18 protein-coding genes are annotated in these 19,551 nt (G+C 70.8%); 8 read left to right on the top strand and 10 right to left on the bottom strand.

Going from position 1 to position 19,551, the window contains the following annotated elements:
* Positions 1–53 precede the first annotated feature (53 nt).
* Both DAERI_RS05975 and DAERI_RS05970 read left to right on the top strand, forming a co-directional pair.
* The gene (locus DAERI_RS05975; protein ID WP_103128508.1) at positions 54–851 is read left to right on the top strand and encodes a sulfite exporter TauE/SafE family protein; all 798 of its coding nucleotides are present in this window, start codon (positions 54–56) and stop codon (positions 849–851) included.
* An 88-nt stretch (positions 852–939) separates the two neighbouring features.
* The gene (locus DAERI_RS05970) at positions 940–1,977 is read left to right on the top strand and encodes a hypothetical protein (RefSeq protein WP_103128507.1); all 1,038 of its coding nucleotides are present in this window, start codon (positions 940–942) and stop codon (positions 1,975–1,977) included.
* 13 nt (positions 1,978–1,990) lie between these two features.
* On the opposite strand, the gene DAERI_RS05965 is transcribed toward DAERI_RS05970, so the two are convergent.
* Positions 1,991–2,911: an ABC transporter substrate-binding protein gene (locus tag DAERI_RS05965; protein ID WP_103128506.1), complete on the bottom strand. Its 921-nt coding sequence runs from the start codon at positions 2,909–2,911 to the stop codon at positions 1,991–1,993.
* Between the two features lie 78 nt (positions 2,912–2,989).
* Here DAERI_RS05965 and DAERI_RS05960 point away from each other — a divergent pair, with 78 nt between their 5' ends.
* The 3 genes from DAERI_RS05960 (at position 2,990) to DAERI_RS05945 (ending at position 6,062) form a co-directional block, all read left to right on the top strand.
* Complete coding sequence (locus tag DAERI_RS05960) at positions 2,990–3,787, top strand: nitroreductase family protein (protein ID WP_103128505.1); 798 nt, start codon at positions 2,990–2,992, stop codon at positions 3,785–3,787.
* A 205-nt stretch (positions 3,788–3,992) separates the two neighbouring features.
* Positions 3,993–5,171 carry a trans-sulfuration enzyme family protein gene (locus tag DAERI_RS05955; protein WP_103128504.1) on the top strand — a complete coding sequence of 393 codons (1,179 nt, stop codon included), beginning with the start codon at positions 3,993–3,995 and terminating at the stop codon, positions 5,169–5,171.
* Between the two features lie 330 nt (positions 5,172–5,501).
* Positions 5,502–6,062: an endonuclease dU gene (locus tag DAERI_RS05945; RefSeq protein ID WP_103128502.1), complete on the top strand. Its 561-nt coding sequence runs from the start codon at positions 5,502–5,504 to the stop codon at positions 6,060–6,062.
* 100 nt (positions 6,063–6,162) lie between these two features.
* Here DAERI_RS05945 and DAERI_RS05940 read toward each other — a convergent pair whose 3' ends face one another.
* From DAERI_RS05940 to DAERI_RS05930, 3 genes are all read right to left on the bottom strand, one after another.
* A complete protein-coding gene (locus tag DAERI_RS05940; RefSeq protein ID WP_103128501.1) occupies positions 6,163–7,260 on the bottom strand; it encodes a M48 family metallopeptidase in 1,098 nt (365 codons plus the stop codon).
* Position 7,261: 1 nt separating this feature from the next.
* Positions 7,262–8,428: a YjgN family protein gene (locus DAERI_RS05935; RefSeq protein ID WP_103128500.1), complete on the bottom strand. Its 1,167-nt coding sequence runs from the start codon at positions 8,426–8,428 to the stop codon at positions 7,262–7,264.
* Positions 8,429–8,539: 111 nt separating this feature from the next.
* Positions 8,540–8,803: a cold-shock protein gene (locus tag DAERI_RS05930; protein WP_103128499.1), complete on the bottom strand. Its 264-nt coding sequence runs from the start codon at positions 8,801–8,803 to the stop codon at positions 8,540–8,542.
* A 171-nt stretch (positions 8,804–8,974) separates the two neighbouring features.
* Here DAERI_RS05930 and DAERI_RS05925 point away from each other — a divergent pair, with 171 nt between their 5' ends.
* The 3 genes from DAERI_RS05925 to DAERI_RS05915 are packed head-to-tail and all read left to right on the top strand — an operon-like array spanning position 8,975 to position 10,808.
* Positions 8,975–9,406, top strand: a complete 432-nt coding sequence (locus tag DAERI_RS05925) for an NUDIX hydrolase (protein ID WP_103128498.1) — start codon at positions 8,975–8,977, stop codon at positions 9,404–9,406.
* Between the two features lie 20 nt (positions 9,407–9,426).
* On the top strand, positions 9,427–9,936 hold the full coding sequence (locus DAERI_RS05920) for a gamma carbonic anhydrase family protein (RefSeq protein ID WP_103128497.1): 510 nt from the start codon (positions 9,427–9,429) through the stop codon (positions 9,934–9,936).
* Positions 9,936–10,808 (top strand): hypothetical protein, encoded by an 873-nt coding sequence (locus DAERI_RS05915; protein WP_103128496.1) that lies wholly within the window; start codon positions 9,936–9,938, stop codon positions 10,806–10,808. Before DAERI_RS05920 ends, DAERI_RS05915 begins: the two co-directional genes overlap by 1 nt.
* 266 nt (positions 10,809–11,074) lie before the next feature.
* Here DAERI_RS05915 and ispH read toward each other — a convergent pair whose 3' ends face one another.
* From ispH to DAERI_RS05885, 6 genes are all read right to left on the bottom strand, one after another.
* Complete coding sequence (gene ispH, locus DAERI_RS05910; protein ID WP_103128495.1) at positions 11,075–12,070, bottom strand: 4-hydroxy-3-methylbut-2-enyl diphosphate reductase; 996 nt, start codon at positions 12,068–12,070, stop codon at positions 11,075–11,077.
* A gap of 60 nt (positions 12,071–12,130) precedes the next feature.
* Entirely contained in the window at positions 12,131–13,609 is a 1,479-nt protein-coding gene (locus DAERI_RS05905; protein WP_235610271.1) for a phospholipase D-like domain-containing protein, read from the bottom strand.
* Positions 13,610–13,682: 73 nt separating this feature from the next.
* Positions 13,683–15,356 (bottom strand): glycerol-3-phosphate acyltransferase, encoded by a 1,674-nt coding sequence (locus DAERI_RS05900; protein WP_103128494.1) that lies wholly within the window; start codon positions 15,354–15,356, stop codon positions 13,683–13,685.
* Positions 15,357–16,085: 729 nt separating this feature from the next.
* Complete coding sequence (locus DAERI_RS05895; protein WP_103128493.1) at positions 16,086–17,093, bottom strand: NAD(P)/FAD-dependent oxidoreductase; 1,008 nt, start codon at positions 17,091–17,093, stop codon at positions 16,086–16,088.
* Positions 17,094–17,155: 62 nt separating this feature from the next.
* Positions 17,156–18,538: an FAD-dependent oxidoreductase gene (locus DAERI_RS05890; protein ID WP_103128492.1), complete on the bottom strand. Its 1,383-nt coding sequence runs from the start codon at positions 18,536–18,538 to the stop codon at positions 17,156–17,158.
* A gap of 135 nt (positions 18,539–18,673) precedes the next feature.
* Positions 18,674–19,285, bottom strand: coding sequence for a helix-turn-helix domain-containing protein (locus tag DAERI_RS05885; protein WP_165794090.1), 612 nt, complete (start codon positions 19,283–19,285; stop codon positions 18,674–18,676).
* Positions 19,286–19,551: the final 266 nt, after the last annotated feature.

The following is a 19,551-nucleotide window of genomic DNA, read 5'->3' as shown; positions in this document are numbered from 1 at the left end:
CGTCCGCCTCACGGCGTGTCCGCCGCCAGCATCGCCGACTACACTGGGAGACTGTGCCCCTTCTCGACCTGCTCGTGCTGTGCCTCATTTTCTTCTGCACCAGCGTGATCAGCGTCGTCACCGGCGCCACCTCCCTGATCACCGTCCCCACCCTGCTGGCCTTCGGTCTCCCCACCACCACGGCCCTCGGCACCAACATGCTGGCCCTCACCGTCATGAGTGTGGGCGCCTCCGTGCCCTTCTGGCAGGGGGACGCCCTCGACCGTCCGCGCCTGCCCCTCCTGATCGCCCTCACCGTGATCGGCTCGCTGCTGGGGGCGCTGCTGGTCTTCGCCGTACCCTCCGGCTGGTTACCGCTGATCATCGCGGCGGCCATGCTGGTCGTCGCCGGGGTGGTGCTGAGGCCCCGCCACACGGTCACGACGGCGGCCGCCTCACCGCCCAGTCCGCCGCGCCTGGCCCTGGGGTACGGCTTGACCCTGCTGCTCGCGGTGTACGGGGGCTTTTTCAGCGGCGGTTACGTCACCCTGCTGACCGCCGCGTTTCTCGCGGCCTTCCGCCTGCCCTTTCTGAAGGCCGTCGCCACCACCAAGGTCATCAATGTGGCGTCCTCCCTGGTCGCCACGGTGATCTTCGCCAGTCGCGGGGCCGTGGACTGGCCGCTGGGCGGCCTGCTCAGCGCCGTCATGTACGTCGGGGCCACGCTGGGAGCCCGCTGGACGCTCCGACTCGATGAGCGGTGGATTCGGCGGCTGTTCGTGACAACCGTGCTGGTGCTGGCGGTCAAGACGTTGATGCTGGATGTGCCGTGGGCCCGCCTGATGACGGGTTGGGGCCCTGGCCCGGGCTGAGATAGGGTGAGCCGGATTCCTTCCTGAGGGCTCGGAACTGTGACCCGCCTTCTTCCCCCCGCTTTCCCCCGAGTGCCTACACTGCGCTATGACCACGACCGTCCCCACCTCCGTGCCCGCCCCGGGCGCGATCCGCCGGGCCACCCCCGGGCAGAACCTCATCACCCTGGCGCTGGGGTGGTGGCTCACGACGGGCATCTTCGTGGACGGCTGGGCGCACAACCGCTACGGGGAGAGCCTGGAGACGTTCTTCACGCCCTGGCACGCGCTGTTCTACTCAGGATTTCTGGCGGTGGCGGCGTGGGTTCTGTGGCTGGGGATACAGGGCTGGCGGACCGGGCGGCGGGGCTTCGCGGCCTTCCCCGAGGGCTACCACCTCGCCGCGCTGGGCGTGCCGATCTTCGGCATCGGCGGGATCGGCGACCTGACCTGGCACACGGTCTTCGGCATCGAGGTGGGCATCGAGGCGCTGCTCTCGCCCACGCACCTGCTGCTGTTCGCGGGTGCGGCGAGCATCCTGGCGGCGCCGCTCGTGAGTGCCTGGCGCACGCCCACGCCCCGCGCGGCCCCGGCCGGAGTCGCCTGGCCCGCCGTGCTCTCGGCCACCGCGCTCCTGAGCTTCGTGTCCTTCATGCACATGTACCTGTGGGGCCTGCTGGATGCCCCGCAGGGCCTGGGCTACGTGCAGACGCGCGGCGAGCTGGGGGGCATCCTCGTCACCGCCCTGATCCTGGCCGCGCCCGTGCTGCTCCTGCTGCGGCGCTTCCGCCTGCCCTTCGGGGCCGTCACCCTGATGTACGGCCTGAACACGGTCCTGATGACGTTGATGCTGGTGCCGGGTGAGTGGCGCGTGCCCCTCCTGATGCTGGCGGCGGGCCTGGTCGTGGACGCCCTGCTCCTGCTCCTCAATCCTTCCCCGGCCCGTCCCTGGGCACTGCGGGCCTTCGCCTTCCTGCTCCCGCTGGCCGTGTGGGTCCCGTACCTGGGCCTGCTGGTGGCCCTGCGCCTGAGCAACCTCAGCCTGGAGCTGTGGCTGGGCGTGGCGGTGATGGCGGGGCTGGGCGGCGTGGGCCTGAGCGCACTGGTCGTGCCGCCCCCGGTTCCGGGCGAAGGCCACCCTTCCTGAACCTTCGCCTCTCTCAGCGCCTCACGAGCTTGGCCACGCCCTCCAGCCGCTTGAGATCGGTCAGCGGCCCGCTGGACGCCTCCTGGGGATCGAGCGGGTACGTGAACACCGGCTTGCCCAGCCGCCTCAGCACGTCGTCGGTGGCGTTGCGCTCCACCAGTTGCCCGCCCTTTTTCACGCGCAGCACGACCACCCGGTCCGTGTCGAGCGTCAGCAGGGTCTCCGGCGACAGCGTCTGGAAAGCCACGTTGGGGTCAATGCCCTTCGGGGTGGTGAGGGTCAGGCCGAGTTGGGCCAGGGTTCTGGAGAAGCTGAAGCCCCGGCCCAGCACCATCACGCTGCCGGGCTCGTACATGTACAGGAGCGTGGTGCGGGGCGCGCGGGCGGCGACTGGCGCCATCTGCGCCCGCAACGCCCGCACGCGCGCATCGAAGGTGTTCAGGTAGGCGTTCGCCTGCGCCGACTTGCCGAACAGCCGCCCCAGGTCCCCCAGCGCCTTTCGCCAGGGCGTCTTGTCGTAGTCGTAGACCACGGTGGGCGCGAACTTCCGCATCGTCGGGTAGAGCTTCTCGCTGCCGTCGCCACCGTGCATGAGGATCAGGTCGGGTTTCAGGGCCGCGACGAGTTCCAGCGAGGGCTGGTCGTACCTGCCGATGTAGACCGCGCGCTTCAGGGTGGGCGCCGCCAGGGTGGAGAGGTTCCTCATCGGTTGCCCGAGCTGGCCCTCCACCCGGCCCGACGCATACCCGACGGTGGGCACCCCCAGCACGGTGAGGAGTTCGGCCACCTCCTCGCTGTTGGCGATCACGCGCCCGGGCGCGGCGGTGAAGGTGGCCTTGCCCAACTCGTGCTTCAGGGTGATGGGCGAGGCCAGGGCCGCCTGCCCCAGACCGAGCAGAAGGGCCGCGCGGAGGAGAGAAGAAAGTGAACGCACACCCAATCCTGGTTAATCCGAGTAGAAAAGTCAAGATTCGGGAGGTGGCCCGGTGAGCGCTGGCGTATCCTGCCCCGCATGACCACCGACTCGCCCACCCGCCCCACCCGCACGCCGGGGGAGGTGCGGGCCTTTTACGACGCCCACCGCACCGTCCGCCACTACGTCACCCGGGAGGACGGGACGCCGCTGCCACTGCCCGCCGATCACCTCGACACCATCCTCTACGCCGCCCAGCGCGCCCCGACGGACGCGACCGCGCAACTCTACTCGCTCATCCGCCTCGTGAGTCCCGAGGTTAGGACTCGCGTGGCCGAACTCACCACGAACGCGCACATCGCCACGGCCTCCGAGGCATTCGTGGTCTGCCTCGACGTGCGGCGGGTGGGCCGGGTGTTGGAGGTCGCGGGGCAGGAGGTCGGCCACTGGCCCGCTATCGCCGTCCACTTCGGCATCGGCGACGCGGTGATGGCCGGGCAGAACCTGCTGACTGCCGCCGAGATGCTGGGGTACCAGGGCTGCTGGATCGGCGGCGTGCTCAACGGGCTGGAGGGCATTCTCGACCTGCTGGAACTCCCCGCCGGGGTGCTGCCCTTCGCGGCCCTGACAGTTGGCACTCCCGCTGAGCAGCCGCCCCTGCGCCCGCGCGTCCCCCGCCCCCTCGTCGTCCACGAGGACCGTTACCGGGACGGGACGGAGGAGGAGTTGCGGGAGGCCATCGAAGTGATGAATCCCATCGCCGCGCGTCGGGGCCAGCCGGGGGACTGGGTGCGGCTGCTGCGGGCCTACTTCTCGCCGGGGGGCAGCATGGAAAAGCGCGAGCCGCACCTCGTCGCCGCGCTGAAGAGGCAGGGGTTGTGGGCGGGGGGGGAATAGAGCATTTGACGAAAGAGCCCTGTCCTGCTGGGCGCGGCGAAGCCTCCTCGGGGGCCGTGTACAGACCCAACGCTCGCGCTCAGGGTGACAACTTTTCTTTTATCAGAAGCTTTGGGCGGTCGGGCCGAACGGAGTGGGGCGGTAGCCCCCAGGGGAGCACAGGCGATTCGCGTTCACGGGCGGGCCGGGGCGTTAGCCTAGGCGGGTGAGCACCCCCGACTACGACCTGACCACCCTCGCTGCCCGCGCGGGCGAGGAGGCGCGGCCTGGCGCCTCCGTGCCCCTCGTCGAGCCGATCTACCAGTCTACCGTGTACGCCTTTCCCGACCTTGACGCGCTGGAACGGGCCATGAGCGGGGAGGAGCCGTCGAGCTTCTACTACCGCAACGGCACGCCGAACGCGGCGACGCTGGAACGCGCCCTCGCCTCGCTGGAGGGCACCGAGGCCGCCCTGGTCGCCGGGAGTGGGATGGCGGCGATCAGCGCCGCCTTGCTGGGCGTGCTTCGGGCGGGGGACCACGTCGTCGCCGACGCCCGCGTCTACGGCGTGACCTACGCCCTGCTCGCCGAGGAGTTCCCGCGCCTGGGCATTACGGTCACCTTCGTGGACGCCTGCGACCTGCCCGAGGTCGAGGCCGCCTTCCGCCCCGAGACGCGGATGCTGCACGTCGAGAGCCTGACCAACCCGCTGCTGACGGTGCCGGACGTGCCCCGGCTGGCCGAACTGGCCCACGCGCGCGAGGCCGTGCTGAGCGTGGACAACACCTTTGCCAGCCCCGCCGTGTTCCGCCCCGCCCGGCACGGCGCCGACCTCGTGACCCACTCGGTGAGCAAGTACCTCAGCGGGCACTCCACGGCGTTCGGGGGCGTGGTCTGCGGGCGGGCGGACCTGATCGCCGCCGCGCGCACCCGGCTGTTGCGGCTGGGGGGCACCATGAGCGCCTTCGATGCGTGGATGACCCTTCAGGGCCTCAAGACGCTGGGGCTGCGGATGCGCGCCCACTCCGGCAACGCGCAGGCCGTCGCGGACGTGCTCGCCAACCATCCCCGGGTGCGGGCGGTGTACCACCCCGGCCTCACGGGCCACCCCCAGTTCGACCTCGCACAGGACCTCTTCCCGAACGGCTTCGGCGGGATGCTCAGCGCCGACATCGGGGACGCCCCCGCCTTCGTCCGCGCGCTCGCCGGGAAGATTCCCCTCGCCCCCAGCCTCGCCGACGTGGTGAGCACCCTCTCCTGGCCCTGGGGCACCTCGCACCGCGCCCTGCCGGAGGCCGAGCGCCGCCGCCTGGGAATCACCCCCAACCTGCTGCGCCTGAGTATCGGCATCGAGGACATCGGCGACCTGCTCTCGGACATCGAGGGGGCACTGGAGGCGGGATGAGGCGGCGGCTTGTCCGGGGGCTGCTCCTCCCCGCCCTGACTCCTTCTGCCACCGCCAGAACGGAACTGGACGGGTGGACACCGGGGCGGCGCGGGAACATTGCCGTTCCCTGGCTTTCCTGGCCGTTCGCCGGGCGGAGGTAAAGCAACTCGTGTACACCCAGCCCGCGAGATACCGGGAGGGCGCATGGACCCTGGGGGGCTTTGTGAGTCTGGCCCATGCGCCGAACGGTTTGAGGCGAGCGCCCCTGGTCTGCACCTTCACGAAAGACGCGGACCTGTTCTCCACCCAGCCCAACTCGCTGACCCTGGGCCCCTGATACCCACCGGCATGTTCTCCCACGCCATCGGTTTTGACGACGCTCCCTTTGCCCGGGGACACCGGGGTGACGTGCCCGTGTTCGGCACCGTCTTCGCGCGGCACACCCTCCACGCGGTCGTGAGCGGGCGGGTGCGGCGCGACGGGCGCAACAGCACCGACGAACTTACCCGGCTGGTGGGGACGAGCGGGGCGGCAGAACACCTGCACCTGATCCTCCTCCAGGGGGTGGCGCTGGCGGGCTTCAACGTGGTGGACGCTCACGCCCTGGGCCGGGCAACCGGGCTGCCCGTCCTGATCGTGGCCCGCCGCGCCCCTGACCTGGACCGCATCCGCCGGGCGCTCCTGACCCGCGTTCCGGGTGGGGCGCGCAAGTGGCGGCTGATCGAGGCGCTCGGCCCGATGGAACCCTGCCGGGGGGTGATGGTCCAGCGGGTGGGCCTGACGTTCCCGCAGGCGGAGGTGGCCCTCGCGGGCCTGACCGTCACGGGCCGCATTCCCGAGCCGCTGCGCGCCGCCCACCTCATCGCCGGGGGGGTCACGCGGGGGAGCAGCCGGGGTGGGCGGGTATAGGACAGGGGCGGGGCGTCCTGCTGAGCGCGGCGAAGTCTCCCACCTGCCCCGCACCAGGTCCTTCGCTCCGCTCACGGCGACAGCCCCGGGGGGTTGCAGGTCACCGCCCCCGCGCCTCGATCTCGCGCAGGTGGCGGATGCGCCCGGCCGTCCCCGGGTGCGTCTGGAGCAGGTCCTCGGTGCGGCTGCTCTCGTGGACGCTATTCTCGTCAGCCTCGCGGTCATCTTCCTCCAATCGGGCGAGGATGTCGCGCAGGGGTTTGGTCGTGCCGTACGCGCGCATCAGGTACCGCCCCGCCGTCTCGTCCGCCTGCGTCTCGGCGGCGCGCGAGTAACCGTTGCGGAGCAGCGCGGCGGGCACGGCGGCGGCAAAGGTGCCCGCGCTGATCAGGTCGCCCGTCACCGCGACCGAGAGCAGCGTCAGCCCCAGGCCCTGATACACCCCGGCCAGGCCGTGCCGCCCGGTCACGTGCCCCGTCTCGTGCGCGAGTACCCCGAGGAGTTCGCGGTCACTGCGCGACAGGGCCACGAGCTGGTCGGTCATCACGACCGTCCCGTTCGGCAGGGCGAAGGCGTTCGCGCCGATCTGGAAGGGCGCGTCCCCCGGCTCGCCGTCGCGCAGCAGCAGGCGGTAGGGGTAGCTGCCGCCCGCCCAGGCCGTGACCCGGCGGAACTCCGCCTGGAGCTGCCGCTGCCGCGCCGCGCTCAGCCGACTCGGGGCGAGGTAGCCCTGCCCCTCCAGAAACTGGATCGTCTCCCGGTCGAAGGTCGCCAGCACGGGGCGCGGCGTGGCGGTGGCCGCCGTCCGGGCCAGGGCGGGAATTCCGAACACCACAAAGGCCCAGGCGAACGCCAGCGTCAGGGCGAGGGCCCCCAGCGCGGTCCACCAGCGGGCCTCCAGGCGGCGAACGCCCCCCAGCGCCCGGTTGCGGCCCGTCCGGGCCTCCAGCCGGGTCACCCCGGCGTCGTCCCCCGTCTCGAACCGCGAGCCGTCGGGGAACTTCAGCACCCGGCGCACCCCCGGCACGGGCGGCTCAATGCGGACCCCCGCGAGCGGCCAGCGGCTTTCCCCGCCCTCCACGCGCAGCACGGCCACGTCCCCGCTCACGTCCAGCGTGGCGGCCCGGTCCCGGCTGCTGCGCCCGTCGAAGGCCACGCCGGACAGCGAGAGGGTGGGGGAGGGCTCGGGACTCGTCACGTCAGAACCCCAGGTTGATGTCGAGGAGTTCGGTGGCCGCCTCGCCGAGCGCGTTCTCGGGCGGGGCCTGGGAGGCGGCGAAGTCGTCCAGGGGGGTGATGGCGCGGACCTGCACGCCGCTCACCACGTAGCGGGCCCGGCGCACCGCGGCCCAGGGCGTCGCCAGGCCCAGGGTGAGCACCTGCGCCGCGGTATTCGACACCCCGATCCACACCAGCCGCCATGGGCTGAAAGTCGCCCCTGTCCGCACCACGCCGCCGATCTCCACCCCATTCAGAACGGAGCGCATGGTCGCCGCGCGCACGTACTGCCAGGCGACGGCGTACAGGGCGAGGAAGGCGAGGTAGAGCGCCCCGATCATGACCAGGGTGGCGGTCGAGATGGGGCCGTTCAGCACGTCCCCCCCCAGGGAGTCCAGCACACCGGTGAGCAGCGCCACGAGCAGGAAGCCCCCCACCCCCAGCAGCACCCCGCCCCCAATCGCCACCGCCAGCCCGGTCAACCCGATGACGTAGAAGTGGCCCACGTCCCCCCGGAAGGTGGCCCGGGCGTCGCCGTACGCCGCGTTCTCCACCTGGTAACGGCGCTGCATGAACCATGCCCAGGGCAGGGCCAGCCCCGCCGTCAGCCCCGAGGCGAGGTTCGCCAGCCCGTAGGCCGCGTACGCCCCGCCCGCCTTCCCGTAGTGCCGGAAGCGCAGGCCGCGGTGGGTGGTGCTCACGGCCAGGAAGCGCAGCGACTTCATCACCAGCCAGGGATACAGCACCACGTAGGCCAGGCCGATCACGCCCGCGACATACTCCCAGCCGCGAAACTGCACATTCAGGGCGAGCGAGTACGCCAGGAACAGGGCGCCCACGACCAGGTAGCCCCGCAGCAGGGCGAGGGGGTTCGCGGTGTACTCGAAGTTGTGCCCGTCCACCCAGGTGTGGCCGTAGAAATACTGCCGCTGCCGCACCCGCGCCCAGGGCAGGTACAGCCCCAGCGTCACGATGGTGAGCGCGCTGTTCACGATCCAGATGCGGAAATACTCGCCCGCCTGCCCGGTGAAGGTCATGGGGTAGGTGGTGACCGTCGGCGCGGGGACCAGGCCCGCCTCTCCCCCGGCCGGGACCGGGCGGGCCTGCTCGTGTCGGCCGGGGGGGACGGTGGGCGGCGCGTCAGTCATGCCCGTATCCTACGGGGACGGCGGGCGGGCCGGGGGCGCAGATGTGGGCAGGAAAGGAAAAGGAGCGAACGCTCACGGCGCCCACCCCTGGAAGTTCGGAGGTGCTTCGGCTTACCAGCGGTTGCCGCCGCCCGAATAGCCCTGACCACCCATCGGTGCGGGAGCGGCGTTCGTGACGACCACGTTCTTGGCCTGGGGGCCTTTGTTGCCCTGACCGGCCTCGACCTCGAACTCGACCTCGTCGCCCTCGTTCAGCTTGCGAAAGCCGCCGCTCTGGATGGCGCTGTAGTGCACGAACACGTCGGGGTTACCGGGGTGTTCGATAAACCCGTAGCCCTTTTCGACGTTAAACCACTTTACCCGACCTTGAGCCATAACTCTCCTTGCATCCCACGGTCGCGGACCCGGCGCTCCGGCCCTCTGAGCCAAAGACCTCTTGATGGGTGGATGTGAGACAGGTGGATTATCGCATGTTCGCCCGGGGGGGATGCGCGGAAGTCGGTGAATGTTAAAGGGGGAGGGAGGCGCGGCACGTATACTCCGCCCATGCCCGCCTCCTCCCCGCCCGGCCCCGAGGCTCCCACCCCCGGCGCGGGGGGCGTCGTGCTGGACGCTGCCGGGCGGGTCCTGCTCGTGCGCTACCGCAGCGGCGCCTGGGCCTTTCCCAAGGGCCACGTCGAGCCGGGCGAGACGCTGGAGCAGACCGCCGTGCGCGAGGTGCGCGAGGAAACCGGCGTCACCGCCACCCCCCTGGCCCCCCTGCCCGAGACCCGCTACACCAACGACCGGGGCGAGGCGCGCGTGATCCACTGGTTCGCCATGCGGGCGGCGGGGACCGCGCCCACCACCCTGGAGGAGACCTTCCCCGAGGGGGGGTTTTTCCCCGCCGGGGTGGCGGCGGCTATGTTAACGTACCCCGAAGACCAACATCTGCTGCGCGCCGCGCTGGCCGCCCTGCCCGGGGCGACCCGCGGGTGAGCGCAGTTCCCGGAGGCCCCATGCCCGTGTATGCCCTCGACGAAATCCGTCCCGAGATTCACCCCACCGCCTTCATCGCCCCCAGTGCCGACCTGACCGGGCGCGTGTCGGTGGCCGAGGAGGCCAGCGTGTGGTTCGGGGCGGCGGCGCGGGGGGACATCGAGCCAGTCACCATCGGCCCCCGCTGCAACGTGCAAGATGGGGCGGTGCTGCACACCGACGCCGGGTATCCCTGCACGTTGGAGGCGGACGTGACGGTCGGCCACCGGGCGGTCGTTCACGGGGCCCACTGCGCGCCCGGCAGCCTGGTGGGGATGGGGGCGATCATGCTCAACGGCTCCCGGCTGGGGGCCGGGGCGGTCCTCGCCGCCGGGGCTTTGCTGCGCGAGGGCCAGGAGGTTCCCGACGGGATGCTCGCCGTGGGGGTGCCCGCGCGGGTGGTGCGTGAGGTCGAGGCGCCCGGCAACGCCGCCCGCTACGTGGAGCAGGCCGCCCGGTACCGCCGCAGCCTGGAACGGGGGGACGGCTGATGTCGCAGGGGGAGGGCCAGCCCGGCGACGGCCTGCGGCGAGAGGGGGGGCGGCCCGAGCCGCACCGCCCGGAGGCCGCGGGCAATGAGCCGCCGGAGGAACTCGCCGAGTGGATTCCCGACCTCGCCCCGATGTTTCCCACCGCGTCGCCGTTCCTGGCGCGCTTCCTGCCGCAGTCGCCGCCCACCCACGCGGGCCTGAAGGTGCATTTCTGCGACCTGCACGCCTTCCTGAAGTACCTGCACGAGGCAGCGTGGTACGGCTACCTGCACGCCACCCTGGGTGACCAGAGCGCCTACGTGCTGCTGTTCGAGGGCCGCACCGTCACCGCCGCCGCCGTGAGCGCCACCGGGGAACAGGCCCTGGGTGAACTCCTCAACCTCTACGAGCAGGGCGCGGTCCTCAACGCGCATCCCCTCCCGCCCACATACGCGCACGTGCTGAGCGGCGTGGGCAGCCGCGCCTGGAAGTTCAACCTGACGGAGGACTTCACCGGCCTGCACGCCCGGCCCACCGGCGCGATCTTCTACGTGCGCGGCGAGATCATCGCCACCATGCCCGCCACGCTGCCCTACGAGGGGGCCTTTCCCGCACCTCTGCGCCCGCAGACGCTGATCCTGCCCAGCAGCCTCGCCGGCTGGGCGCACCGCCCCTACGCGATGATGCTGCGGGGCCGCGACGCCCTGAACCCCATCCTCGACGTGCACCGCGCTTTCCGCGCGCAGTATGGCCCGGTCGGTCTCGCGCTGCTGCGCGCCCTGCACGACCGGCTCTCGCCCGCCGAGTACGCCATGCGCAGCGACCTCGCCCTGCACGACCTCGAACCGCTGGTGCAGGAGTTCCTGAAGACGGGGTATATCCGCGAGGGGTAGGCGGAAAAAGGAGAGGGGTATACGGAGCCTTCCCACAGGAGAGAAAGCTGGGTGTGGCGGCCCCAAAAGCCCCTCCCCCTTGAGGGGGGAGGTTGGGAGGGGGTGAGCGGGCACGTCCTGCGGCGCGGCGGGTAGACGTAGCAAGCCAGCTTGCAGACGCCAAAGCTGGTTACACACCCCTTCACCCCGGCCCTCTCCTGCGGAGCTGTACCAGTCTGCTCCGCAGCTTTGCAAGTCTCCCGCAAGGGGAGAGAACTGATCCGCCCCTACTGCATCGTCCGCGGCAGCGCTTCACCCGCCAGAATCTTTTTCGGCTCGCGGAACTCGATGTTCTCCCACTCGCCCTCCTCGATCACTTCCAGCTTCGGGTTGAGGCGGCGGAAGTGGGCGACCACGTTCTGCACGAGGTCGTCGGGGGTGCTCGCCGCGCTGGTGATGCCGAGCGAGCGCACGCCCGTGAGGTCGAGGTGGGCCAAGTCGGCGTCCGTTTCCAGTCTCTCGGCGCGTCCGCACAGGTCACGCGCGAGTTCCAGCAGCCTCATCCCGTTGCTGGAGTGCGTGCTGGTCAGGACGAGAAAGGCGTCGACCTGGGGGGCGATGGCCTTCACCGCGTCCTGGCGGTTCTTCGTCGCGTAGCACAGGTCCTCGCTGGGGGGCACGACCAGCCGCGGGAAACGGGCTTTCAAAATGTCCACCGTGCGGCGAGTGTCGTCCACGCTCAGGGTGGTCTGGGTCAGGACGACCACCCGCCCCGGGTCGGGCACCTCGACCGTGTGCGGGTCGTGCAGCCCCTCGCCCGTCTTGCCCAGGACGCCCACGATGATGGTGTGTTCGGGCGCCTCGCCGCGCGTGCCGATGACCTCCTGGTGCCGGGCGCTGTCGCCGATCAGGAGGATGGTGTAGCCCTCCCGGGCGTACTTCTTCGCCTCGGTGTGGACCTTGGTGACCAGCGGGCAGGTCGCGTCGATGGTGGCGAGCCCCAGCGCCCGCGCCCGCTCGCGCACCGCCGGGCTGATGCCGTGGGCGCTGAAGACGACCGTTTCACTGCCGTCCGGCAGCGCCGTGATGTCGTCCAGGCTCTCCACGAAGTGCACGTCGTGTCCCCGCTCCAGCCGCTCGACGACCGTGTGGTTGTGGACGATGGAGTGGTAGACGGTTACCGGCTTATCCTCGGCCCGCGCGGCCTTTTCGACCGCCTGGATCGCCATGACCACGCCCGCGCAGAAGCCGCGCGGCTTGGCGAGATGAATGCGTTCAACCATGCGTGGCCCCCGACATGGTCCTATTTTAGGTCCAGGGAGGGGTGCGGGAAGTCCCGGGAGTCACGGTCCCCGCACGTTCCGCATCCACCACTCCGGCGGCACCTCGCGGCTGTGGTGGAGCCACACGTCCCCGAAGCTGGAGCGCTGCTCGGCCACCGCCGCCGGGTCCGTGGTCGCCAGCATCGCCTCGTTCAGCCCCAGGGGACCCCACGACGCGAAGTGGAAATTCTGGCTCCCGGCCAGGACCAGGCGGTCGTCCACCGTCATCGCCTTCGTGTGCATGGCAAAGGTGACGTATCTCGCCTCGAAGCGGTCCTCCAGCCCGCGCCGCCGCGCCTCCAGCCGCACCAGGGCTATGCCGCTGCGGTTGGGAAGGCGGTCGATGCCGTAGTCCACCAGCAGCACCCGCACCCGCACGCCCCGCTCCATCGCCCCCAGCACGGCGCGGAGGTACGGCGGCCACTCGCCCGCCGGGCAGGCGTCGGGGTTCTGGAAGGCATACCAGCAGGGAAAGCTGGGGCTGAATTCCGCCTGCATCAGGTCCAGGCTTTGCCGGGCCGCCCCCAGCAGCGCGAGGTGGGCCTGGTCCCCCTCGTCGAAGGAGGGGCGGCGGTAGAGGAGGAAGGCCCGCGCCCCCCCGGCGGGTGTCAGCGTCCGGGCGAGCGTGGGGTGGGTCGCCGCTTCCGCTGGACCGAGCGTGCAGTCCCGCATCACCGCGTCGGCCCCGGTCCCCTCCGGGCAGCTCACCTGCTGCGAGTGCCGCCACAGGTCATCGAACACGGCCACCCCGTCCTGCGCCACCGGGCCGCGCATCCGCAGGCCCAGGTCGTGGAGGTTGTGCCCGCCCGGCGCCGTGCCCGGCAGGTGAAGGTCGGTGTAGTTGTACCCCGCGACCGTCAGGTCCTGCCCGTCGATGATATGCAGTTTGACGTGGCTGTGCGGAAAGTAGCGGTAGTTCGCCACCGCGAGGTGCCAGTTCGCGGCCGCGTCGTTCAGCGGCACGCCCAGCCGGGTCAGGTCGCGCACGAGTTTCAGCGGCTGGGTGGCGCCGTCGGGGCGCCTCAGGTCCGGGAAGCCCCCCAGCTCCACGCGCACGGTCATGCCCCCCGGGTAGTTCGCCGGGTTCGCCCGCACCCGCGCGTACAGGTCGCGCACCGCCGACGCGAAGGTCCAGCCCGGGTGCCCCTCCCCCGCGCTCCACTCCATGCTGGCGATCAGCACCTCCGCCCGGGCCTCCCGGATCTGCCCGGCCGTCACGTCAAAGGCGTCGAGCTGGGTTGCGGTGCGCGGAGTCCGCAGGAAGCCCACGAAGGCGTTCGCGCACGAGTGGTCGGGCCGCCCGCCCTGGGTCGTCACCCGCCACAGCGCGAGTTCCAGCGGGTCGGTCGGCGCGGGGCAGCTTATGCCCGAGGGGTTCAGGCTGGGGACCGCCTTCACCCCGCCCAGTCCCAGCGGAAACTCGGACGCTCCTGTCGCCCCGCCCAGCGTGAGGCCTGACAGGAGCAGCAGGGAACGCAGGACGGGGAGACGGGCCACCACTCCGGCACGATACGCTCCCCCCGCTGACGGAAGAGATGAGGTGGCTGACCAGCCCTGAAGTCTTCAGGGAGAGTTAGTCCACCACCTGAAAGCCCAGCCGCTCAGCCTCCTCCACGAAGAAATTGATGTTCTCCGTCAGCGTCTGCGGCCCCAGGCTCTTGCGGTGATGCTCGCCCGTCGCCGCGATGATGAGCGTCTCGGCGAGGCAGGCGGGCACGGCGCCCTCCCCGAACTGCAGGTCGATGTTGCTCGTCATGCCGCCGGGGGGGCGCACCACCCCGCCGGGGATCACCCGCACGCCCGGCACCTCCAGCACGCTCTCGTCGACATCGGCGGGACGGCCCTCGTCGAAGATCCAGGCGCCCGGCTTGACGTGCTGCGGGAAGATCACCGGGTTGGGGTCCGAGGTCGCGCTGAAGATCAGGTCGGCCTCCCGCAGGGTGTGGTAGTCGGTCGTGGTGACGATCTCCGTCTCCCTCGCCGCCCGGCGCAGGGTGGCCGCGCTCCGTTCCAGCCGCTCCATGTCCCGCCCGATCATGATGACCTTGCCGACCTGCGGCGCGATGGTCCGCGCGATCCCGAAGGCGACCACCCCGTTCGCGCCCACGACGCCCGCCGTCGCCCCCTTCAGGTCGCGGCCCGTCTGCCGGAAGTGTTCCAGGATGCCGGGAATCGCGGCCTTGATCGTGCCGCTGGTGTACGCCCCGCCGTTCGTGATCGTGATCTCCGGGACCGCGGCCTGCACGTCCACGCCCTTATTGCCCACCACGCTCCAGAAGGCGCCCAGGCCGAACACCTCCGCCCCCAGCTCGTGCGCGAGGCGGGCGCCCTCGATGGCGCGGCGGGTGGCGAGTTCCGGCTGGTCGCGGAACACGTCGGGAAGGAGGGGGCTGCTCAGCAGGTAGCAGCGAATCTCCTGGCCCTCCGGGGTGCGGATGCCGTGGAGTTCCCCGACCTTCATGGGCCGCAGGTTCTCGGCCATCTGGCGCACGCTCTTCTCGCTCAGGACGCCGCGCTCGACGAGCGGCTTCATCCACGAGAAGCGGCGCGACTGCCAGAAGTTCTCCAGCGTCATGGGGTGGATCATGAAGGCCGTCACGACCTCGTCGGCGCGTTTCCCGGCCACCGGCACGTCCTCCCCGAATCGCGGTTCGGTGCCGTCGAGAATCCGGCCCAGATTCTCCTTGAAGCGCCACGTCGCCGCCACGAGCAGGCCCAGCGCCGCGAGCTTGGCGGGAATGTCCAGCGGCGAGAGCGCCACCAGCGCCGTGAAGGCGAGCAGGCCCAGGAGCGTCGCGCCGCTGATGTATCCCCAGAAGCCCAGAGCGGCGGCGTACAGAACCACGGGCAGCACCGTCAGCCACAGGCTCACCCCGCCCGCCACCGAGAGCCCCGCCAGCACCCCCAGCAGCACAAGGTTCCCGCGCCCACGCGGCGGCATGTCGCCGTACAGAAGGCGCGGTGGGTTGAGGTGGCCCAGGTAAGCGGCCAGGGCCGCCATCACGCACAGTTCCGGCGAGCCCAGCGAGGAGGCCATCAACACCGCCAGGAAGCCCTTGGCAAAATCGAGCGCCGCGCTGGCCGTCGCCAGGCCCGGCCCGACCCGCCGCAGCACGTTCTCGACGCCCAGGTTGTACGCGCTGTTCACGCGCGGGTTCACGCCCATGCGGGAGAGCAGCCAGTGCCCCAGCGGCAGGCTCCCCGCCAGAAACGCGAGGCCCAGGAGCAGCACGGACAGAAAAGCCATGGGCGGCATTCTAGCGGGGGCGGCGGTGGGGCCGCGCTTCTGAAGAGGGGGTCGGGGACGTGGGGCGGGGAGTCAACCCAGGCTGGGGGTGGGGCTGGCCTCGAAGTGGCTTTGGTGTGGAGGGGCGTTTGGATGAGGAGAAAGGGGCAGGGCAACTTGATTCGGTTTGGCCCCACCCCCCTCCCCCCAGAGGGGGCGACGACTCCGCCGCGCGGGGCGGCCCGCGCGTTGACGCCAGGCCTGCTCACGTGTCTCTCCTCTCGGTGGAGGGGGAGCGGCGCTGCGCTGGGCAAGGGGCTCGGCCCAGTTCGCCCGTGGCCGCTTTCCTTGACGCGCAAGGTTTGATCTTGTTGCATCCTCAGTCGCTCGCCCACCGTCTCGCTGCGCGAGCAAGGCGGGGTGAAGGCGGTGCGAGAGCAAGTTCCCTTGTGGGGATCGGTCGTCCACAGTTGACGGTTTTGGGAGGCAGAAGCTCTGGCGCACTGACTCCTCCCCCCTTGCGGGGGAGGCTGGGAGGGGGGTGGCGAGCATAGCTCGCCTTCGTGCTAGACGCTGAAAAGGCCACTTCCCCCCACCTTCTCATTTCGCATCAAGTGTTTGCGGGGGAGGCTGGGTGGATGGTGTCAAGCAACGCCCGCCTTCCTGCCAGGCCACAGAAGACCCCTGCCCTTCCTGTCAGAAGAGCGGCGGCGGGTTTCACCTGCGCACTCCTTCTGGAAACAGGGTGGCTCAGGGCTTCGTTGCCGGGCGCGGATACCCGCCCCGCTCGCTGCTGTGGCCCGGCCTCACCTTCAGTTCCGGGCGGACGTGGTGCGCGGCGTGGTTGGCAGCCAGGGCCGCCTGCGCGAAGGCCAGCGAGAGCAGCTTGAAGTCCCCACCCGAGCGGGCGAGGTCGCCGACGACGTAGACGCCCGGCAGAACCGTCTCGCCGCCCGGCCCATCCGGTACGTACTCGCCGTCCCAGTCCAGCGGCCAGCCCAGCAGGGGGGAGAGGTCGGGGAGGTAGCCGTTCAGGACGAGGACCGTGTCGGCCTGCACGTGCGTGGCCTCGCCGCTCACCGTCAACTCGGCGCCGAGGGGAGTGAGCCGGTCGAGGATGGCCGGGGCGAGAACCCGCACCTGGCCCGCCTGCCGCGCCGCCTCCAGCCGCGCCAAGGTCCCCGGGTCGCCCCGGAATCCTGCCCGGCGGTGGGTGAGGGTGACCGCCGCGCCCGCCTCCGCGAGTTCGGCGGCGGCCCGGGTGGCCTGGGGAACGCCTCCCACCACGAGGACCTGCCTGCCAGCGAGTCCGGCCGGATTCGGCAGGTCGGTTCGCACGTCCGGGTGTGTCTCGGCCCCGGCTATTCGCACCTCCCTCGGCAGGAGGGCACCCAGCCCCGCCGCCAGGATCACGGCCCCGGCTTCGTACAGGCCCCCAGCCGTACCGACGGTCCAGCCCCCCCTGCCATCCGGCTCCAGTGTCCGCGCCACCTCGCCGGTCCTGACCTGCACGTCCAGCGGTCCCAGTTGCGCCAGCAGCGCGGCGACCAGATCGGCGGCCCGCACCTGTGGCGAGCCCGGCGCGTCGTACACGGTCTTGTCGGGGTAGAGGGCCATCAGTTGCCCGCCGGGCTCGCCGCGGGCCTCCAGCACCCGCACGCTCAGGCCGCGCCAGCCCGCGTAGAAGGCGGCGTACAGCCCCGCCGGGCCGCCGCCGATCACCAGAACGTCTGTGCGGGAGGACGGCTCGCTCTGCATCGCCGGGAGTATGGCAGAGGGCCGGGGGAACGCCTGTCCCCCGGCCCCCGGTGTCCCGATGCTCAGCCCCCCGCCAGTTCCCCCTTGCGGCGGTGGGTCAGCATCTCGTGCCGGTGGACGACCTTGGCGCGGGGGCGGCCCTGCGCCTGGCCCTGGGCGAGTTCGTGGGCGTCCAGCTCCCGCCAGTCGTGGAAGGTGTACACGTCCACGCCCTTCTGCCGCAGCAACGTGTCCACGGCCTCGCGGGTGGCGTCGGGGGCGAGGGGCAAGGCCCCGGCCCTCGCGTCCGCCAGCAGGTGCGCCACCGTGTCCACCGCATCCTTCCTGTTCGTACCGATCACGCCGCTGGGGCCGCGCTTGATCCAGCCCGCCGTGTACTCGCCCGGGCGGCCCTCGACCCGGCCCTCCACGTTGGGGATCACACCCTGGCGCTCGTTGAAGGGCACGCCGGGCAGGGCCACGCCCTTGTACCCCACCGAGCGCAGCACCATCTGCACCGGCAAGGTCTCGTACTCGCCGGTCCCGACCGCGTTGCCCTGCTCGTCCAGGCGGTTGCGCTCAATCCTCAGGCCGCCCACGTGGCCCTCGCCGTCGTCCAGAATCTCGACGGGGGAGACGAGGAACCGCAGGTGGACGCGGCGCTCCTTGCCCCCCGGCGTCCGGGCGGCGAAGTCGCGCAGCACCTCCAGGTTCTTCTTGACCACGTTGTCGGTGACCGTCGCCTCCTCCGCCTCGCTCACCGCGATCTCCCCGGGTTTCACGATGGGGTCCGCGCCCTCCAGCTCCCCGAACTCGCGCAATTCCTTGGTCGTGAACTTGGCCTGGAGGGGCCCGCGCCGGCCCAGCACCCACACGTCCCGCACGTGGCTGTGTTCAAGCGCCTTCAGCGCGTGGGCGGCGATGTCGCTGGCGTGCAGTTCGCCCACCGTCTTGACGAGGATGCGGCTCACGTCCAGGGCCACGTTCCCCACCCCGACCACCGCCACGCCGGTCGCGTTCAGCACCAGCTCGCGCGCCGCCGCGTCCGGGTGGCCGTTGTACCAGGCGACGAACTCGGTCGCGCTCATGGAGCCCTTCAGGTCCTCGCCCGGAATCCCCAGGCGGCGGTCGGAGGAGGCGCCGACGGTGTAGATGATCGCGTCGTAGTGGGCTTTCACTTCCTCATAGGTGAGGTCGGTCCCGAACTCCACATTGCCCAGGAAGCGCACCCGGGGATCCGAGAGCGTCTTCTCGAAGCCCTTGGTCACGCTCTTGATCGTGAGGTGGTCGGGCGCCACCCCGTAGCGCACCAGGCCGTAGGGGGTGGGGAGGCGGTCGAACACGTCCACCTCGACCGGGAGGCCAGTCTGCTTGGTCAGGGCCTCCGCCGCATAGATGCCGCTGGGGCCGCTGCCGATCACGGCGACCCGCAGGGGCCGCCCGGGGGTAAAGGTCGGGGTCGTCATGGCTGCAAGTGTACCGGGCACGCTAACCCGAGTTGTCCCCCGCGTCTGGACGAGTGGGGACCCTAGGCAGGCCTCCCCACCACCAACAGCAAAAACCGCCCGGCGTGAACCGGACGGTCTGGGGGAGAGGCGGGATCACGCCGCGGCGATCTGCGAGAGGGCCCGCTCGTCTTTGAGGGTGATCTTGCCGTAGCCGGCGCTGATCACGCCCTCGCGGCTGAGTTCGCCGACGACCTTGGTGACCGTCTCGCGCACCGAGCCGACGGCGGCGGCCAGCTCGTCGTGGGTGGCGTAGATCATCGTCTCGCCGGAGTCGAGCTGGGTGGCGAGGGCCGTGTCCTTGAGCTCCAGCAGCTCGCCGGCGATCCGGGCGCGCAGCCGCTTGCCGACCAGGCGGTAGATGCTCTCGTAGGCGCGCTCCAGCGTCTTGACGAGGTGGGTGGTGACCACGAGGTTGTCCTCGGCGGTCATCAGCGCGGGGTTGATCACGTCCACGGTGGAGTCGGTCACGGCCTCCGCGAAGTAGGCGCGGTTCACGCCCGCCAGCGCCTCCTCGCCGAAGTACTCGCCGGGCTTCACGTAGCGCAGGGTCAGGCCGTTGCCGTCGTCGTCCATGGTGTGGACACGCACCAGGCCGGAGGCGACGCGGTAGAGCATGTCGCTCTTGCCGGGGTACAGGATCACGGCGCCGGGGCGGTAGGTGACGGTGTCAACGAAGGTCTTGGTCAGGGAGTTGGACTGTGTCATTGGGGTCGCCTCCTGGGCGTTGGTTTTGCGGGCCGCCGGGCACATCCCGGCACAGGTCACAGTGTAACCGAAGTCAGGCATTTTGTAAACACTTTTGTTTCTTTAAGCAGTATTTAGCTTACAAAGCTCGACCGTGGGGGAGGGGTGGTGGAGCCGCGCCACAACGGGAAAGAGGGGGCCACCAGCCCGGCGCCGACCTCAGGAGGCGCTCATAGAAGGCGTCCCCCCAAATGGATGTTGCAAGGTGGGGTAGGCGCCGACTCGCC

This window comes from Deinococcus aerius (assembly GCF_002897375.1).
Taxonomy (GTDB): Bacteria; Deinococcota; Deinococci; order Deinococcales; family Deinococcaceae; genus Deinococcus; species Deinococcus aerius.
The sequence above is the reverse complement of the archived record's forward strand: the minus strand, read 5'-3'. Positions and strand labels throughout refer to the sequence as shown.

What these genes read in the sequence shown, in the direction of transcription:
- DAERI_RS05970 (WP_103128507.1), top strand. Translation starts at nt 940, where the DNA reads ATGACCACGACCGTCCCCACCTCCGTGCCCGCCCCGGGCGCGATCCGC.
- DAERI_RS05960 (WP_103128505.1), top strand. Translation starts at nt 2,990, where the DNA reads ATGACCACCGACTCGCCCACCCGCCCCACCCGCACGCCGGGGGAGGTG.
- DAERI_RS05945 (WP_103128502.1), top strand. Translation starts at nt 5,502, where the DNA reads ATGTTCTCCCACGCCATCGGTTTTGACGACGCTCCCTTTGCCCGGGGA.
- DAERI_RS05935 (WP_103128500.1), bottom strand. Translation starts at nt 8,428, where the DNA reads ATGACTGACGCGCCGCCCACCGTCCCCCCCGGCCGACACGAGCAGGCC.
- DAERI_RS05930 (WP_103128499.1), bottom strand. Translation starts at nt 8,803, where the DNA reads ATGGCTCAAGGTCGGGTAAAGTGGTTTAACGTCGAAAAGGGCTACGGG.
- DAERI_RS05925 (WP_103128498.1), top strand. Translation starts at nt 8,975, where the DNA reads ATGCCCGCCTCCTCCCCGCCCGGCCCCGAGGCTCCCACCCCCGGCGCG.
- DAERI_RS05920 (WP_103128497.1), top strand. Translation starts at nt 9,427, where the DNA reads ATGCCCGTGTATGCCCTCGACGAAATCCGTCCCGAGATTCACCCCACC.
- DAERI_RS05915 (WP_103128496.1), top strand. Translation starts at nt 9,936, where the DNA reads ATGTCGCAGGGGGAGGGCCAGCCCGGCGACGGCCTGCGGCGAGAGGGG.
- ispH (WP_103128495.1), bottom strand. Translation starts at nt 12,070, where the DNA reads ATGGTTGAACGCATTCATCTCGCCAAGCCGCGCGGCTTCTGCGCGGGC.
- DAERI_RS05900 (WP_103128494.1), bottom strand. Translation starts at nt 15,356, where the DNA reads ATGGCTTTTCTGTCCGTGCTGCTCCTGGGCCTCGCGTTTCTGGCGGGG.
- DAERI_RS05895 (WP_103128493.1), bottom strand. Translation starts at nt 17,093, where the DNA reads ATGCAGAGCGAGCCGTCCTCCCGCACAGACGTTCTGGTGATCGGCGGC.
- DAERI_RS05890 (WP_103128492.1), bottom strand. Translation starts at nt 18,538, where the DNA reads ATGACGACCCCGACCTTTACCCCCGGGCGGCCCCTGCGGGTCGCCGTG.
- DAERI_RS05885 (WP_165794090.1), bottom strand. Translation starts at nt 19,285, where the DNA reads ATGACACAGTCCAACTCCCTGACCAAGACCTTCGTTGACACCGTCACC.